The following is a 16368-nucleotide window of genomic DNA, read 5'->3' on the forward strand; positions in this document are numbered from 1 at the left end:
TCAGCCCTGCCTGGCCCAGGTATCGCGCAGCGTCACCACGCGGTTGAACACCGGCGCGTCGGCGCGATGGTCCACGCGGTCGGCCACGAAGTAACCCAGCCGCTCGAACTGGAAGCGCTGTTCCGGCTCAGCCTGCGCGGCGGCCGGCTCGACCCAGCCCTGCACCACGCGCTTGGCCTCGGGATTGATGTGCGCGGTCCACGGCCGGCCGTCGTCCTCGGCGTCCGGCGCGGGCACGTCGAACAGGCGATCGTAGATGCGCACCTCGGCGGCCACCGCATGCGGCGCGCCGACCCAGTGGATGGTGCCTTTCACCTTGCGGTCGGCGCCGGGCAGCCCGCTGCGGGACTCGGCGTCGAGCGTGCAGCGCAGTTCGGCAACGTTGCCGTCGCCATCCTTCAGCACCTCCTCGCACTTCACGATACCCACGCCGCGCAGGCGCACCTCGCCGCCGGGCACGAGGCGCTTGAAGCCTTTCGGCGGCACCTCGGCGAAGTCCTCGCGTTCGATCCACAGCTCGCGCGCGAACGGCACATCGCGCGAGCCGAAGCCCTCGTCCTTGGGGTGGTTGGCGAAACCGAGCGTCTCCACGTGGCCTTCCGGCAGGTTGGTGATGACCAGCTTGAGCGGATCGAGCACCGCCATGCGGCGCGGCGCCGTGGCATCGAGGTCCTCGCGCACGCAGTTCTCGAGGATCGCGTAGTCGATCACGCTGTTCTGCTTGGAGACACCCACGCGCTCGATCAGCAGGCGGATGCCGGCCGCGGTGAAGCCGCGCCGGCGCAGGCCCCGCAGGGTGTTCATGCGCGGGTCGTCCCAGCCGTCCACGTGGCCCTCGGCGACGAGCTGCGCCAGCTTGCGCTTGCTGGTGATGCAGTAGCTGAGGTTGAGGCGCGAGAATTCGATCTGGCGAGGCTTGGCCGGTTTCGCTTCCAACCCGGCGGCGACCACCGACTGCCACAGCTCGGGGTGGTTGGGCAGGTCCACCTTGTCCACGCACCAGTCGTACAGCGGGCGGTGGTCCTCGAACTCCAGCGTGCACAGCGAATGCGTAATGCCCTCCATCGCATCGGACAGCGCGTGCGCGAAGTCGTACATCGGGTAGATCGGCCAGGCGTCGCCGGTGTTCTGGTGGGTCACCTTGCGGATGCGGTACAGCGCGGGGTCGCGCAGGTTGATGTTGCCCGCGGCCATGTCGATCTTCGCGCGCAGCGTACGGCTGCCGTCGGCGAATTCGCCCGCGCGCATGCGCCGGAACAGGTCGAGGTTCTCCTCCACGCTGCGCTCGCGGTACGGCGAGTTGCGACCGGGCGCGGTGAGCGTGCCACGGTATTCGCGCATCTCGTCCACACTGAGGTCATCCACGTAGGCGAGGCCGTCCGCGATCAGCTTCAGCGCGGCGCGGTAGAACACGTCGAAGTAGTCCGAGGCGTGCCGCAGCTCGTGCCACTCGTAGCCCAGCCAGCGCACGTCGTCCTTGATGCCCTGCACGAACTCCGGGTCCTCCCTGCCGGGGTTGGTGTCGTCCAGGCGCAGGTTGCACCAGCCGTTGAACTCGCGGGCGATGCCGAAGCTGAGGCAGATCGCCTTGGCGTGGCCGATGTGCAGGTAGCCGTTCGGCTCCGGCGGGAAGCGGGTGTGGACCGCAGCGTGCTTGCCTGTGGCCAGGTCCTCGCGGACGATCTGGCGGATGAAGTCGCGCGGGCCGTCGGCCGTCGCGGCAGCGGTGGCGGACTCGGCGGGGCTGGACGGGCTCGACATCGGAAACGGCTCGCGCAAGGCAATGGAATCCGTCAAGTTTACCCTGTCCCCGTCGGCGACCGAAGGCGGACGGGCCAGTTCGCCGGGTGGGCGCAGACCCGGTTGCGACCTCGTGCCCTGGCCCGGTCGCGCGTCGCCCCGCGGCATGCCGGCGCCGTCGGCGGGACGACAGGGCGCGGGGGCGCCGCGCGGCGACCGCTCGAGCCGGCACGGCGGGGCTTGCCGTCGGCGCGCGGCGGGGCTAGCGTGCAGCCATGCATACCGTCTACCGCGCCGAAAACCTGTTCGACGCGCACCTGGTGAAGGATGCGCTGGAGCATGCGCAGATTCCCGCCTTCATCGCCGGCGAGTACCTCACCGGCGGCGTGGGCCAATTGCCGGCGCTGGACTACCTCGCGGTGATGGTGCCCGACTCCAGCGTGGACGTCGCCGAAGGCATCGTGCGCCATGTCGAGGCGCAGCTGGCCGAGGCGCGCGCAGCGCTGCAGGAGCTCGATGGCGGCGACGAGCCGGACGGCCCCCTGGCCGTGCCCTGCTGAGCCGCATGGCGTCCGGCGCGATGCGATCGGAGCGGGTCGCGCTGCCCGCTGGCTGCGCCCGCCTCCGTGGTGAAACTGATCGACGATGGAAGGCACGATGCACGCATTCGCCGCCCTGATCCGCGCCGTGCCGGATTTCCCCAGGCCCGGCGTGCTGTTCCGCGACATCACCCCGTTGCTCGCCGATGCCGACGGCTTTGCCGAGTGCATCGCCGCGCTGGCGGCGCCGTGGCGGGATGCCGGCGTGCAGGCGGTGTGCGGCATCGAGGCGCGCGGCTTCATCGTCGGCGCTGCCCTGGCGCAGGCGCTGGGGGCGGGGTTCATGCCGCTGCGCAAACCGGGCAAGCTGCCGCCGCCGGTGCTGGCGGTGGACTACCGGCTGGAATACGGCAACGACCGGCTGGAGGCGCGCAGCGACGCACTGCAGCCCGGCCAGCGCGTGCTGCTGGTGGACGACGTGCTGGCGACCGGGGGAACGCTGGCCGCGGCGCAGGCGCTGGTGGGGCGCTTCGGCGCCGAACTCGCGGGCGCGGCCGTGGTGATCGAGCTGGAGGCGCTTGGCGGGCGCGCGCGCTGGAGCGGCGCACAGCCGCTGCGCGCGCTGTTGCGCTACTGATCGTCGTGTCGCGGGCCCGCCGGCCCCGCGATCCAAGCCGCTGACGCGATAGGGCTACTGCGACCCGGGCGGCAGGGGCGTGTCCTGTGCGGCGGGCGTGGTCGCCGAGGTCACGTAGAACAGTTCGCAGGCACCGGCGCCGGTGTCGTCGCGGGTCAGCGAGGTGCGCCAGTGCCAGCCGTCGGCGCGGTCGGCGTCCACCAGGTAGCCGTCCAGCGCCACCAGCTGGCCGACCCGCACGCGCCCCAGCGCGCGGCGCACGCCTGCGTCGGCGGGGATCAGGTGCATGTTCGCGCTGTGCGTCTCGATCTCGCGGCGCGGGATCGGGAATGCCTGCACGCTCCAGTGGTAGAAGCGGCCCGCCTGCGAGATGTCGACGGTCCTGAGCACGGCGCTGTCGGACATGCGGCCCCAGCCCAGCGCGAAGTCCTCCGGTACCAGCGCGGCACCCGCATCGAAGCGGTAGCGTTCGGTGGACAGCACGCGCGCCACCAGGTCGAAACGCGCGCGCGGGGTGAGCGTGAAGTCGCCCGTGCGGATCGTTGCCAGCGGCGCGTCCAGCGGCGCCTGTACGGGATCGTCCGGCGCCAGCACGCCCGGCGGCGGATGCAGCGGACGTGTCCGCCACCACGACCAGCCGCCCCACAGTGCCAGCAGGGCGGCAGCGACCAGCCAGGGCCGGCGCATTCAGTCGAAATCCGCGGCCAGCGCGTCGCGCTGTTCGGGCGTCAGCGCCGTCTCGAGCGGCATTGCCGGCAGGCTGCAGGCCAGCAGCACCGGTACGCCGGCCCGCCACGCGGCGATGCGCGCCGCGTCGAGCGGAAAGCGCAGGAAGTGCACCGCAGCGGTCTTTTCCCCGTTGCCGCGTTCCATGTCCTCGTCGGCGACCGCGACGGACGGCGCGTGGCCGTGCACGGTGAGCGCGATCGCATGTTCGACGCCGCGCAGGCGCACCAGCTCGCGCCTGCGCTGCTCCACGTCGTCGTACCCGATCAGCAGCGTGGCCTTGAGGTTGTCGCCGTCGGGGATCAGCGGGTTGTAGGCGTCCAGTTCGTCCTGGATGCCGGCGGGCTCGAAGATGCGCTCGATGCGCAGCATCTCCTGCACCTGGTACTGGATGCTGAGGCGATCCTCGAAGACCAGCGTGAGATGCTCGCCCAGGTGCACGGTGCGCCGCTGCTTGTGCGCCATCACGCGGGCGCGGAATTCCGCGCGCTCCAGCGCGTAGTTCTCGAGGCTGAGCAGGTCGCCGCGTTCCAGCTGGTCCATGGGAGTTCCCCAGTTTGCCTTTGTCCCTCTCCCTGTGGGAGAGGGTGCCCGAAGGGCGGGTGAGGGTACGGGCGGAGCGAAGCGTTGCCGGTTTGGCCGAACCCTCACCCCACCCCCCCTCCCACAGGGAGAGGGGCTTCAAATTCCGTAGGCCTTGCGCAGCAGGCTGAGCGGATGCTCGGCCGGCGGCTGGTCGCCCAGTCCGTGCGCGATGTGGCCACCGGCCATCGGGCAGTCGCTGGTGAAGTGGGCGGGTTCGGCCTGCTGCACGCGATTCTCCACCGGTTTGGCCAGTTTGCGCGAGAGCGCGTAGGTCTGCTTCTTCACGCCGTAGGTGCCGTCGTGGCCGGAGCAGCGCTCGATGGTGACGACTTCGGTGTCCGGCACCAGCTGCAGGATCTCGCGCGTCTTCGGGCCGATCTTCTGCACGCGCTGGTGGCAGGGCACCTGCCAGGCGACCTTGCCCAGCGACGCCTTGAAATCGGTTTGCAGCAGACCGGCCTTGTGGCGTTCGGCGAGGTATTCGAACGGGTCGAAGAAGCGTTCGCGCACCAGCGCCACATCGGCGTCGTCGGGGAACATCAGCGGCAGTTCCTGCTTGAACATCAGCACGCAGGAGGGAATCGCCGCGGTGAAGTCCCAGCCTTCGCGCGCCATCTTCGCCAGCGCCGGAATGTTGCGTTCCTTGTATTTGGTCACCGTCTTCAGGTCGCCCAGTTCCAGCTTGGGCATGCCGCAGCAGCTTTCCTGTTCGACCAGGCGGTGCGGAATCGCGTTGTGCGCCAGCACGGCGGCGAGGTCTTCCACCACGCCCGGCGCGGAGTGGTCGCAATAGCAGGTGGCGAAGACCGCCAGCCTGCCGCGGGTGCGGCCGGCGGCTTGTGCTTCGCCATGGCCGTCGAGCGCGCGCAGGCGCCTGCGCGCGGTGGGTGCGTGGTACTCGGGCACGCGGGCGTTCGCGTCCACGCCCAGCGTCTTCTCCAGCAGCTTGCGCGCGACCGGGTTGCGGTTGGCGGCGTTGACCACCTCGACCACCACCGGGATCGAGGCGAGCTTGCCCACCGCGCGGGTGTTGGAAAGGATCCGCGCCGACAGCGGTACGCCGTGCTCGTGGAAATGCGCCGCCTTGGCGCGCAGCATCAGGTGCGGGAAATCCACGTTCCACGGGTGCGGCGGCGTGTACGGACACTTGGTCTGGTAGCACAGGTCGCACAGGTAGCACTGCTCGACCACCCTGGGGTAGTCGGCTTTGTCGACGCCGTCGATCTCCATCGTCTTCGAGCCGTCGATCAGGTCGAACAGGGTGGGGAAGGCGTGGCAGAGGCTCACGCAGCGGCGGCAGCCGTGGCAGATGTTGAACACGCGTTGCAGTTCCGCGTCGAGCGCGGCGCGGTCCCGGAACGCGGGATCGTCCTGGCCCAGCGGGTGGCGGGTGGGCGCCTCGAGGTTGCCCTCGCGGCTGCTGTCGACGGGTTCCGCCATGGGCATCTCCGCGGGCGCCGCGGCGCGGCGCCCCATGCATTGCGACGGCCATGCCGGCAGCCGCTGCAGGCTGCCGGCAGGCGATTCAGCCCAGTTCGTTCAGCGCCTTGGTGAAGCGGTTGGCGTGCGAGCGCTCGGCCTTGGCGAGCGTCTCGAACCAGTCGGCGACTTCGTCGAAGCCTTCCTCGCGCGCGGTCTTGGCCATGCCCGGGTACATGTCGGTGTACTCGTGCGTCTCGCCGGCGATCGCGCTCTTCAGGTTGGCGTGGGTCTCGCCGAACGGCAGGCCGGTGGCGGGATCGCCGCACTGCTCGAGGTATTCGAGATGGCCGTGGGCATGGCCGGTCTCGCCTTCGGCGGTGGAGCGGAACACGGCGGAGACGTCGTTGTAGCCCTCCACGTCCGCCTTGGCGGCGAAATAGAGGTAGCGGCGGTTGGCCATGGATTCGCCGGCAAACGCGTCCTTCAGACTCTGCTCGGTCTTCGAGCCTTTCAGCTTGCTCATGACATCACCTCGTGGCATCGGGCTGGGAGGGCAATGCGGGAGCGGCCTGGCGGTCGCGACAGAGCGAGCCTAGCGCCGTGGCGGGCTTCGTTGAAATTGATTGTGCTTATCAGGGGGATCATTGCCGGCTATCGCGGCGCGGCTTCGCGGGCATGTCCGCGGCAGGAGCCGGCGTGACCGCGCCGTGCGGATCCAGCAGGTCCTTCGGCAGTTCGCGGAACACCCCGGCGAGCTGCTTGAGGAAGCCGCCCATCGCCGAGCTCTTGCGCCACAGCATCGCGATGCGCCGGCTGGGCGGGTGGCTGCCGCGGAATTCGACCAGCTGCACGTTCGGCGCCTGCGCCACCGGCGGCTTCACCGCCAGCGTGGGCAACAGGGTGATGCCCACGTCGGCAGCCACCATCTGGCGCAGCGTCTCCAGGCTGGTGGCGCGGAAGCCGCTTTTCTCGCCCGCGCCGGCGAGGTGGCAGACCTCCAGCGCCTGGTCGCGCAGGCAGTGGCCGTCTTCCAGCAGCAGCAGGCTCTGGTCGCCGAGGTCGGCCAGCTTCAGCGAGGAGCGCCGTGCCAGCGGGTGCGATTGCGGCACCGCCAGCAGGAACGGTTCCTCGAACAGGAATTCCGCGTGCAGGCTGTCGTCGTGCACGGGCAGGGCGAGGATCCCCGCGTCGAGCCGGCCCTCGCGCAGGCGGCGCAGCACCTCCTCGGTCTTCTCCTCCACCAGCAGCAGCTCCAGCCGTGGAAAACGCTGGCGCAGCAGCGGCACCACGTGCGGCAGCAGGTAGGGGCCGAGCGTGGGAAAGATGCCCAGTCGCACCGTGCCGGACTCGGGATCGAGCGTGCGCCGCGCGATGCCCTTGATCTGTTCCACCTCGTTCAGCACGTCGCGCGCGCGCGCCACGATCTCGCGGCCCACGTCGGTGAGCAGCACCTTGCGCGGCGTGCGCTCCACCAGCGCCACGCCCAGCTCGTCCTCCAGCTTCTTGATCTGGGTGGACAGCGTGGGCTGGCTGACGAAGCAGGCCTCGGCCGCGCGGCCGAAATGGCGTTGCTCGGCGAGGGCCACCAGGTAGTGCAGGTCGCGCAGGTTCATGGCCAGCCTCGTCATAGGTTTGAGCTATGAAAGATCATAGTAGCGATTGAACCGATTGACGCAAGCGAGTCCGCCTGCCGGCGTCGACATGCCTTATGGCACTGTGTGGAAAGTCATGCCGGGCCTAGCGTCCGGGGTTGCCATCCACTCCATGGGGAACCCGCCATGCGCCGTCACGTCCGTCCTCTCCTGTTTACCGCGCTGGCTGCCAGCTGCGGCGTGGCCCTCGCCGCCGGCGCCGACCAGGCGCCCAAGGGCCGCCTGCCGTCCTGGGCGGTGCCGCAGTCCTACCAGATCGCGTTCAAGGTGGATCCGGCGCAGCAGGATTTCTCCGGCACCACCACGATCAGGGTGAAGCTCGCCAGGGCCGCCGACCACGTGTGGCTGGACGGCGCTTCGCTTACGGTGTCCAAGGTGACGGTCACCGACGCTGCGGGCAAGACGCGCGGCGCGAAGTACGTCGAGGCTGATCCCAGGGCCGGCGTGGTGCGGGTGGATTTCGGCGGCGTTCTGCAACCCGGCGAAATCACGCTGAAGTTCGAGTACACCGCGCCGCTCAACGCGCAGCTGCAGGGCTTGTACAAGGTCACCGCGAAGGGCCAGCCCTACGCGATGACGCAGATGGAGCCGATCAGCGCGCGCTACGCGTTCCCCAGTTTCGACGAGCCCGGCTTCAAGACGCCGTTCGACATCTCGATCACCCTGCCCGAGAAGGACGTGGCGGTGGCGAACACGCAGCAGGTGAGCGAGAAGCCTGCCGGCAAGGGCTGGAAGACGGTGACCTTCGCGCAGACCCTGCCGCTGCCGACTTATCTCGTGGCCTTTGCGGTCGGCCCGTGGGACATCACGCCGACCGCGGAAATCTCGCCGGACGCCTACCGCAGCAAGCCGCTGCCGCTGCGCGGCATCGCCGCCGCCGGCGAGGCGCACCGCATGAGCCACGTGATCTCCGAGACGCCGAGCATCATCCACGCGCTGGAGAACTACTACGGCTTCGGCTACCCATGGGACAAGCTGGACGTGCTCGCCGCGCCGGATTTCGCCGCCGGCGCGATGGAGAACGCGGGCCTGGTCACCTTCCGCGACTGGCTGCTGCTGCTCGACAAGGATTCGCCGGCGCGCGACGTGCGCGGCTCCTTCAACGTCACCGCGCACGAGCTGGCCCACCAGTGGACCGGCGACACCGTGACGCTGGCCTGGTGGAACGACATCTGGCTCAACGAGGCCTTCGCCACCTGGATGCAGCAGAAGGTCACCGAGGAAGTCCATCCCGAATACCGCGCCGACCTCGACCGCGTGCGCGGCGCGCAGGGTGCGATGGCCAACGACAGCCTGGTCAGCGCGCGCAAGATCCGCCAGCCGATCACCGGCAACGGCGACATCATGACCGCGTTCGACGGCATCACCTACCAGAAGGGCGCCGCCGTCATCGGCATGTTCGAGAACTACGTGGGCGACAAGACCTTCCAGCAGGGCATGCGCGCCTACATCCAGGCGCACAAGTTCGGCAATGCGAACGCGGACGACCTGGTGGGCGCGATCGCCACGGCCGCGGGCAAGGGCGAGGCTTTCAAGCACGCGTTCAAGAGCTTCCTCGACCAGTCCGGCGTGCCCTACGTGCAGACGAAGCTCGCGCGCGAGAACGGCCAGACCGTGCTCACGCTGAAGCAGAGCCGCTACCTGCCGCTGGGCAGCCGCGGCGACAGCCAGCGCATCTGGGGCGTGCCGGTCTGCGTGCGCTACGGCATCGCCGGCGGCAGCAAGGTGGCCTGCGACATGCTGGACAAGGCCACCGGCTCGATGGTGCTCGCGGGTGCCAGCACCCCGACCTGGGTGATGCCGAACGCGAACGCCGCCGGCTACTATCGCTTCAGCCTCGACAAGAGCGAGCTGGATGCGCTGGTCAGGCAGGTCGCCCGGCTCAGCGACGCCGAACAGCTCGCCTACGCCGACGCGATCGGCGCCAGCTTCCAGCACGGCGACCTCGACGCCGGCCAGGTGCTCGCCGCGCTGAAGCCGCTCACCGAGTCGAAGACGCCGCAGGTGTTCACCGCGCCGCTGGCACGGCTGGACTGGATCTACCACCACGTGGCGAAGACCGACGCACAGCGTGCGCGCGTCGCGGCCTGGGTGAAGGCCGCCTACCTGCCGAAGCTCGAGCGGCTGGGCTACCAGCGCAAGCCGGGCGAGTCGGAGGACGACTCGCTGTTGCGCAGCACGCTCGCCGGCGCGCTGGCCTTCGACTACAAGCTGCCCGACGTGCGCGCGGCGCTGCTGAAGCAGGGCGAGGCGGCGCTGAAGAAGAACGCCAGCGGCCGCCTCGACCTCGCCGCCGCCAATCCCGACCTGCTCGGCGACGCGCTCGGCGTGGCCGTGCAGACGCAGGGCAAGAGCGCGGTGGATGCATTGATCGCCGAGTTGCCGCAGACCAGCGACCCGGCGCTGCGCAACGGCATCCTCGGCGGCCTCGCCAGCGTCGAGGACCCCGCGCTCGCCGGGCAGGTACGCGACTTCGCCCTGAGCAAGCCGGTCAAGGTGGGCGAGATGGCCGCACTGCTGCGGTCGGGCCGCGACACCGAGGCACAGCGCGACGCGATGTGGACCTGGTTCACCGGCCACTATCCGCAGATCCTCAAGCGCACCGGCAGCTTTGCCGGCGGCTATCTGCCGCTGCTGGCCGCGGGCGGCGGCTGCTCCACCGCCGAGGCGCAGCGCCTGCAGGCGTTCTTCAAGCCGCGCATCAACGACGCCGCCGGCATCGCGCGCGGGCTGGCGCAGACCAGCGAGTCGATCGAGCTGTGCGCGGCGCTGAAAGCCAAGCAGGACCCGGCCTCGATCCTGCGCTGATCGCCGGCGTGCCCCGCGCGACAAGCCCCGCCGCGGCGGGGCTTGTCGTTTGCGGCCGGCGCGCCGCCGGCGGTCGCATGCCGTAGCATGGGCGGCACAATCCAACTCACCGGCATCGAATACAGGGGGGCCTGATGATCGAGCTGGAAATCCAGGCGCTCGCGCTGCAGCGCGAGGGCCTGCTCGTCGAGGTCGGCCGGCTGGCCGGCAGCTGCGGCTACACGCTCGTGCGGCAGCGCCTGATGCAGGATCCGCACGGCACCCTGCTGAGCATGGTGGTGCGTGGCTCGTGGTTCCGGAAGCGCGCGCTGCGCGGTGCGCTGGAAGGCTGCGAGCGCCTCGTCAGCTTCGAGCTGCTGCCGGTGCAGGATGGCGAGTCGCGTCCGCATTTCGCCGCCACGCACAAGGTCACCAGCGGCTATGTGCCGCCGCCGGCACCACCGCCCGAACCCGATCCCGTTGCCGAGGCGGTGCCCGAACCGGCGGCCGCGCCTGCGGCGGTCACGCCGGCAGGGAGCGAGGCCGCCGCGGTGCCGCGGGTGGCCGCACCGGCGGAACCGGCGGAGTCGTTCGAGGAACTGCTGGTCCGCCGCCCGGCACCCGCGCCGGCTTCCAGGCCTGCGGAGCCGGCGCCCGAACCGTTCGACGACGTGCCGGTGCTCGCGGCGGACGTGCCCGCCGTCGAGCAGGCGCTGGCCACGCTGCAACAGGATTACCCGCACATCGTGCCGCACCTGCTTGCGCTGGATCGCGCCGTCGCCGCCGGTGCGCGCGCGTCGTCGCTGCACCTGGCGGGGCAGCGCATCGGCGCATGGCTGTTCGCGCGCGAGTACGCGCTGGACACCGGGCTGGACCTGGAAGCGGCGCTCGCCTCGATCGGTGCGCCCGCCCTGCATGCGTTCGCCGAGATCGACCTGCAGGGCGGCCAGCTGCACCTGCGGCACAGCCCGCTGTGCGCCGAGCACGGCCGCTCCGGCTGCAGCTTCTTCAGCGGCTTCCTCGAAGGCCTGCTGGGTCCGGCCATCGCGCCCGGAAGTCTCTCGATCATCGCCGTTTGTTGCCGCAGCTGCGGCGCGGACGAATGCGTGCTGGCGGTGGCCGAATAAGCCGCGGGCGGGAGAGTCCCGCCGGCGGGCGCCATGTTCCACTTACACTGTGCCAGCCACGCGGCGTAAGGGAGAAGCGCATGCTAGCTCGACTGATCGGACTGCTGGGCCTGTGGCTGCTGCTGGCCGCGCCGTTGCCCGCGCAGGACGTGCCGCCGCCCCTGCGTGACTGGCAGGGCTGGGTGCTGCACGACGTGCCGCAGCACGCCTGCCCGTTCCTCGCCAACCAGTTGCCGGGCGCCGACAGCTACCAGTGCGCGTGGCCCGGCCGCCTCACCCTGGACGCGGGCAAGGGTGGCGCGAACTTCAGCCTCGACGTGCACGTGGACGCGCCGGACTGGGTGGCCTTGCCCGGCGACGCGCGCGCCTGGCCGCAGGCAGTGACCGCGAACAACCAGCCTGCCGTGGTGCTATCGCGTGAAGGCCGGCCGATGCTGCGGCTGGCGCCCGGCGACTACCAGCTGCGCGGCACGCTGCCATGGACGGACCGGCCTGCGCGCGTGCGCGTGCCGGCGGCGATCGGCCTCGTCGCGCTCAGCGTGGACGGCGTGGCGGTGACGCGCATCGAGCGCAACGGCGACGAGCTCACCCTGGGCGAGGCCGCCGCCGCGCAGCGCGCCGCCGACGCCTTGTCGCTGCGCGTCTACCGTCGGCTGGACGACGGTCTGCCGGCGATGCTGCAGACACGTCTGCAGCTCGACGTGGCTGGCAGCGCGCGCGAAGCGGTGCTGGGCCCGGTGCTGCCCGCGGGTTTCGTCGCCACCGAGCTGTCGGGCGAGCTGCCGGCGCGGCTGGAAGGCGATGGCCGGCTGCGCGTGCAGCTGCGGCCGGGGCAGTGGACGCTGACGCTGGCCGCGCGCGCCGTCGCGCCGCTGGAAAAGGTGGCGCTGAAGCTGCCCGCCGCGCCGTGGCCGCGGCAGGAAGTGTGGAGCTACGCGGACGACCCGGCGTTCCGCACCAGCCGTGCCGAAGGCCGGGCGGTCGACGCCGCGCAGGCCGGCGTGCCGGACGACTGGAGCGAGCTGCCGGCGTTCGCGCTGGATGACGGCGCAGGCCTGGCGATTGCCGCGGGTGCCCGCGGCGACGAAGGCGGCAAGGGCGACCAGATCCGCCTGCAGCGCGAGATGTGGCTGGACTTCGACGGCCGCGGCTTGCGCACGGCCGACCATCTCGGTGGCGAGCTGCGCCACCGTCAACGGCTGGACGTGACCGCGCCGTGGCAACTGCAGCGCGCCAGCGAGGGCGACACGCCGCTGCTGGTCAGCAAGGGCGGCGACGGCCGCAGCGGCGTGGAGCTGCGCACGCGCAGGCTCGATCTCGACGCCGGCCTGCGCCTGCCCTGGCACGGCGGCGCGATGCCCAGCTCCGGCTGGCAACTGCCGCTGGAAGGCATCGACGCCACCTTGCACCTGCCGTACGGCTATCGCCTGATCGCGGCGCCGGGGGCGGATCGCGCACCCGATACCTGGGTGGCGCAATGGAGCCTGCTCGACCTGTTCGTGCTCGCGCTGGTCGCCTTGCTGGCCGGCCGCCTGCTGGGCTGGCCCTGGGCGTTGCTGGCGGGGTTGTACCTCGCGCTGGGCCGCCATGAAGACGGCGCGCCGCTGTGGACGCTGGCGCTGGTGCTGCTGCTCGCATGGCTGCTGCGCGCCCTGCCGGAAGGGCGATTGCGCGCCGTGCTGCGTGGCGCCGCCATCGCAGTCTTCGCGCTGGCCGTGCTGTGGAGCCTGCCGTTCGCCGCGCGGCAATTGCAGTACGCCCTGCATCCGCAGCTGGAACGTGGACCATTCGTGCGGGTGGAATTTGCCGATGCGCTATCGCGCCAGAGGCTCAGGCAGGAAATGCCGCCCCAGGCGGAATTGGCTCCCGGCAACGCCGCGGCACCGCCTCCACCGCTGCCCGCCCCCGCCGCTCCGCCTGCGCAAACGCTCGGCGAGCCCGTGGCTCCGACGCAGCCGCCGCCGCGCGCGATGGCCGGGAGCCAGATGCTCTCCTCCGTCGTCGTGACTGCCTCGGCTGTGCGAGGGATCGGCCTCAACGATTTCGACAGCCGCAGCACGATCCAGGCCGGCGCGGGCAGGCCGGACTGGGACCAGGGCAACGACTATCGGCTCGGCTGGTCCGGTCCGGTGAGCGCCGGGCAAACCACGCGCCTGCTGATCGCTCCGCGCTGGCTGGTACGGCTGCTGCGCGTGGCGATGATCGCCTTGCTGGCGGTGTTGCTGGCGAAGCTGCGCACCAGCCTGCGTCCGTGGCGTCTGCCCTGGCCTGCCGCGCGCGGTTCCAGGACCGCCGCTGCGTTGCTGCTCGCGGTCACGCTGCTGCCCCCGGCCTCGCATGCACAGAGCCTGCCCAGCCAACAACTGCTGGACCAGTTGAAAGCCCGCCTCACCGAGGCGCCGAAGTGCGCGCCCGATTGCGCCAGCGTGACGCAGGCGCAACTGCAGGCCAACGGCGATGCGCTGGACCTGGCGATGGAGGTGGATGCCGGCGCCGCGGTGGCGCTGCCGTTGCCGCAACCCGATGCCGCGCTGCAGTTGCTCGACGCCAGTGCCGACGGCCATCCCGCCGTGCTGGCCCGCGGTGGCGGCGGGGCGCTGTTGCGCCTCGACCGCGGCGTGCACCGCGTCGCCCTGCGTTACCGCATCGGTGCGGCTGACAGCACCAGCCTGCGTTTCGCGCTGCGCCCGCGGCTGGTGGCGTTCGGCGGGCAGGGCTGGTCGCTGGATGGTGTGGAAAGCGGGCGCATGCTGGGCGACAGTCTCGCGCTGCAGCGCGTGCGCGCCGCCGGCAACGGCAACCAGCCGGCGCCCGCGCAGGATTTCCCCCCTTACGTGCGGCTGACCCGTCGCCTGCTGCTGGGCGTGGACTGGCGGGTGGAGAACACGGTCGAGCGCATCGCGCCGGCGCACGGCGGCTTCAGCCTCGGCCTGCCGCTGCTGCCTGGCGAGCACCCGCAGGGCGACGGCGCGGTGGTGAAGAACGGCCGCATCGACGTCACCTTCAACGCGGGCAGCAACGAGGTGCGCTGGACGAGCCGGCTGGACCACGCGGCCAGGCTTGCGCTCACCGCGCCCGCGCTGGGCGAACGCGCCGAGGTGTGGGAAGTCGTCGCCGCGCCGATGTGGCATGTCGATGCGCAGGGCGTGCCGACCAGCGCCAGCGACAACGGCCTGCGCTTCCAGCCGCTGCCCGGCGAAACCCTGCAGCTCGGTTTCAGCCAGCCGGTCGCGGTCGACGGCGGCAGCCTCGCCTTCGACCACGTGGCGGTGCAAAGCAGCGTGGGCGAACGCAGCACGGAGACCACGCTCGCGCTCAAGGCGCGCAGCACGCGCGGCGGCGAACACGCGATCACGCTGCCGGCGGGCGCGGAGTTGCTGGAGGCGAGTCGCGACGGCGAACCGGTGAACCTCGCCGTGCGCGGCGGCAAGCTCGGCCTGCCGCTGCTGCCCGGCGTGCACGACTACCTCGTGCGCCTGCGCGAGCCGCATGGCGTGGCGGCGCGCACCGCCACGCCATCGTTCGCGCTGGATGCGCCGGCGGCGAACATCGGCAGCGAACTCGACCTGCCGCAGGATCGCTGGGTGCTGTGGACCTGGGGGCCGACCACCGGTCCGGCCGTGCTGTACTGGCCGCAACTGGTGGTGCTGCTGCTGGCGGCGTGGCTGCTGGCCAGGTACGCGCCGACGCCGCTGCGCCTGCGCCACTGGCTGCTGCTGGGGCTGGGCTTCTCCGCCTTCGCCTGGGGCGCGTTCGCGCTGGTGGTGGCGTGGCTGATCCTCACCGGCCTGCGCGCGCGCTGGACGCCCGCCGGGCAACTGCCCGCGACGCAGTTCAACCTCGCGCAACTCGGCCTCGCCCTGCTCACCGTGCTGGCGCTGGCCGTGCTGGTGGCCGCGGTGCCCAAGGGGCTGCTGGGCGTGCCGGACATGCATGTGGCCGGCAACGGTTCCAGCGCCTGGCAACTGCGCTGGTTCGCCGACCGGAGCATGGGCGTGCTGCCCGCAGGCGGCGTGCTCAGCGTGTCGCTGTGGTGGTACAAGCTGGCGATGCTGGCATGGGCGCTGTGGCTGGCGTTCGCACTGATCGGCTGGCTGCAGTGGGCCTTCGCCGCGTGGTCGCATGGCGGCTACTGGCGCCGGCACGCGCCGAAGCCGGCGACGCCTCCCCCGCCGCTGCCGTCCTCGCCGGAGGCGCCGCCGCATGGCTGACCTGCGCACCGTGCTGGCCGCCGCCGCCACGCGGCTCGGCGAGCGCGCCGATGCCGAAGCGCTGCTGCTGCACGTGCTCGGCCAGCCGCGCAGCTGGCTGTTTGCGCATGCCGACGACGTGCTGGACCCGGAGGTCCGCGCGGTCTTCGAGGCGCTGGTCGCGCGCCGTGCCGCCGGTGCGCCGGTGGCCTACCTCACCGGGCGGCGCGGCTTCTGGACGCTGGAGCTGGAGGTGACGCCGGCCACGCTGATCCCGCGGCCGGAGACCGAACTGCTGGTGGAACTGGCGCTGGAGCGCCTGCCGTCCGATGCGGCGGCGGGCGTGGCCGACCTCGGCACCGGCAGTGGCGCGATCGCGCTGGCGATCGCCAGCGAGCGCCCGCACGCGCGCGTCGTCGCCACGGATGCCAGCACGGATGCGCTGGCGGTGGCGCGTCGCAACGCGCAACGGCTGGGCATCGGCAACGTGCGTTTCGTGCAGGGCGACTGGCTGGCGCCGCTGGCGACGGAGCACTTCGCGCTGATCGTCTCCAACCCGCCGTACATCGAGGCGGGCGATCCGCACCTCGCGCAGGGCGACCTGCGTTTCGAACCGGCCGCGGCGCTGGCTTCCGGCGCGGACGGCCTCGACGCCATCCGTCGCATCGTCGCCGGCGCATCCGCGCATCTCGAACCCGGTGGCTGGCTGCTGTTCGAGCACGGCTGGAACCAGGGCGACGCCGCCCGTGCGCTGCTGCACGCGGCGGGCTACGCGCAGGCGTTCACTGCGCAGGACCTGGAAGCACGCGACCGGGTGAGCGGCGGGCGCAAAACCGGCAGCTGATCCCGGTTGGCGCGCATGCCCTGATGCGTCGGTAGCCGTCGGCGTGCGACGGGAGGCGGGCAGGGCGATGCGCATCCGCCGCGTTGTCGGCGCGAAGACCACGTCATGAGAAAACCGCC

12 protein-coding genes are annotated in these 16368 nt (G+C 71.4%); 6 read left to right on the forward strand and 6 right to left on the reverse strand.

Going from position 1 to position 16368, the window contains the following annotated elements:
* Positions 1-1761, reverse strand: a complete 1761-nt coding sequence (locus ACQGNW_RS09600) for a glutamine--tRNA ligase/YqeY domain fusion protein (protein WP_426662920.1) — start codon at positions 1759-1761, stop codon at positions 1-3.
* Positions 1762-2015: 254 nt separating this feature from the next.
* Here ACQGNW_RS09600 and ACQGNW_RS09605 point away from each other — a divergent pair, with 254 nt between their 5' ends.
* Positions 2016-2300 carry a putative signal transducing protein gene (locus tag ACQGNW_RS09605; RefSeq protein WP_426662921.1) on the forward strand — a complete coding sequence of 95 codons (285 nt, stop codon included), beginning with the start codon at positions 2016-2018 and terminating at the stop codon, positions 2298-2300.
* Positions 2301-2397: 97 nt separating this feature from the next.
* Positions 2398-2916, forward strand: coding sequence for an adenine phosphoribosyltransferase (locus ACQGNW_RS09610; RefSeq protein ID WP_426662922.1), 519 nt, complete (start codon positions 2398-2400; stop codon positions 2914-2916).
* A gap of 54 nt (positions 2917-2970) precedes the next feature.
* On the opposite strand, the gene ACQGNW_RS09615 is transcribed toward ACQGNW_RS09610, so the two are convergent.
* From ACQGNW_RS09615 to oxyR, 5 genes are all read right to left on the reverse strand, one after another.
* Complete coding sequence (locus ACQGNW_RS09615) at positions 2971-3603, reverse strand: hypothetical protein (RefSeq protein ID WP_426662924.1); 633 nt, start codon at positions 3601-3603, stop codon at positions 2971-2973.
* A complete protein-coding gene (locus ACQGNW_RS09620) occupies positions 3604-4185 on the reverse strand; it encodes a DUF3501 family protein (RefSeq protein ID WP_426662925.1) in 582 nt (193 codons plus the stop codon).
* A 138-nt stretch (positions 4186-4323) separates the two neighbouring features.
* On the reverse strand, positions 4324-5667 hold the full coding sequence (locus ACQGNW_RS09625; protein WP_426662927.1) for a heterodisulfide reductase-related iron-sulfur binding cluster: 1344 nt from the start codon (positions 5665-5667) through the stop codon (positions 4324-4326).
* An 85-nt stretch (positions 5668-5752) separates the two neighbouring features.
* On the reverse strand, positions 5753-6172 hold the full coding sequence (locus ACQGNW_RS09630; RefSeq protein WP_426662928.1) for a rubrerythrin family protein: 420 nt from the start codon (positions 6170-6172) through the stop codon (positions 5753-5755).
* Positions 6173-6290: 118 nt separating this feature from the next.
* A complete protein-coding gene (oxyR, locus tag ACQGNW_RS09635) occupies positions 6291-7262 on the reverse strand; it encodes a DNA-binding transcriptional regulator OxyR (protein WP_426662929.1) in 972 nt (323 codons plus the stop codon).
* A gap of 165 nt (positions 7263-7427) precedes the next feature.
* Between oxyR and ACQGNW_RS09640 the strand changes: the two genes are divergently transcribed.
* The 4 genes from ACQGNW_RS09640 (at position 7428) to prmC (ending at position 16249) form a co-directional block, all read left to right on the forward strand.
* The gene (locus ACQGNW_RS09640) at positions 7428-10109 is read left to right on the forward strand and encodes a M1 family metallopeptidase (protein ID WP_426662930.1); all 2682 of its coding nucleotides are present in this window, start codon (positions 7428-7430) and stop codon (positions 10107-10109) included.
* A gap of 134 nt (positions 10110-10243) precedes the next feature.
* Positions 10244-11215: a hypothetical protein gene (locus tag ACQGNW_RS09645; RefSeq protein WP_426662931.1), complete on the forward strand. Its 972-nt coding sequence runs from the start codon at positions 10244-10246 to the stop codon at positions 11213-11215.
* 80 nt (positions 11216-11295) lie between these two features.
* Positions 11296-15426, forward strand: coding sequence for a hypothetical protein (locus ACQGNW_RS09650; protein ID WP_426662932.1), 4131 nt, complete (start codon positions 11296-11298; stop codon positions 15424-15426).
* Positions 15419-16249 carry a peptide chain release factor N(5)-glutamine methyltransferase gene (prmC, locus tag ACQGNW_RS09655; protein WP_426662934.1) on the forward strand — a complete coding sequence of 277 codons (831 nt, stop codon included), beginning with the start codon at positions 15419-15421 and terminating at the stop codon, positions 16247-16249. Before ACQGNW_RS09650 ends, prmC begins: the two co-directional genes overlap by 8 nt.
* Positions 16250-16368 lie beyond the last annotated feature (119 nt).

This window comes from Rhodanobacter aciditrophus, from assembly GCF_050026795.1.
Taxonomy (GTDB): domain Bacteria; phylum Pseudomonadota; class Gammaproteobacteria; order Xanthomonadales; family Rhodanobacteraceae; genus Rhodanobacter_A.

Coding starts and splice junctions, on each gene's coding strand:
- ACQGNW_RS09600 (WP_426662920.1), bottom strand. CDS start 1,761: ATGTCGAGCCCGTCCAGCCCCGCCGAGTCCGCCACCGCTGCCGCGACG.
- ACQGNW_RS09605 (WP_426662921.1), top strand. CDS start 2,016: ATGCATACCGTCTACCGCGCCGAAAACCTGTTCGACGCGCACCTGGTG.
- ACQGNW_RS09610 (WP_426662922.1), top strand. CDS start 2,398: ATGCACGCATTCGCCGCCCTGATCCGCGCCGTGCCGGATTTCCCCAGG.
- ACQGNW_RS09615 (WP_426662924.1), bottom strand. CDS start 3,603: ATGCGCCGGCCCTGGCTGGTCGCTGCCGCCCTGCTGGCACTGTGGGGC.
- ACQGNW_RS09620 (WP_426662925.1), bottom strand. CDS start 4,185: ATGGACCAGCTGGAACGCGGCGACCTGCTCAGCCTCGAGAACTACGCG.
- ACQGNW_RS09625 (WP_426662927.1), bottom strand. CDS start 5,667: ATGGCGGAACCCGTCGACAGCAGCCGCGAGGGCAACCTCGAGGCGCCC.
- ACQGNW_RS09630 (WP_426662928.1), bottom strand. CDS start 6,172: ATGAGCAAGCTGAAAGGCTCGAAGACCGAGCAGAGTCTGAAGGACGCG.
- oxyR (WP_426662929.1), bottom strand. CDS start 7,262: ATGAACCTGCGCGACCTGCACTACCTGGTGGCCCTCGCCGAGCAACGC.
- ACQGNW_RS09640 (WP_426662930.1), top strand. CDS start 7,428: ATGCGCCGTCACGTCCGTCCTCTCCTGTTTACCGCGCTGGCTGCCAGC.
- ACQGNW_RS09645 (WP_426662931.1), top strand. CDS start 10,244: ATGATCGAGCTGGAAATCCAGGCGCTCGCGCTGCAGCGCGAGGGCCTG.
- ACQGNW_RS09650 (WP_426662932.1), top strand. CDS start 11,296: ATGCTAGCTCGACTGATCGGACTGCTGGGCCTGTGGCTGCTGCTGGCC.
- prmC (WP_426662934.1), top strand. CDS start 15,419: ATGGCTGACCTGCGCACCGTGCTGGCCGCCGCCGCCACGCGGCTCGGC.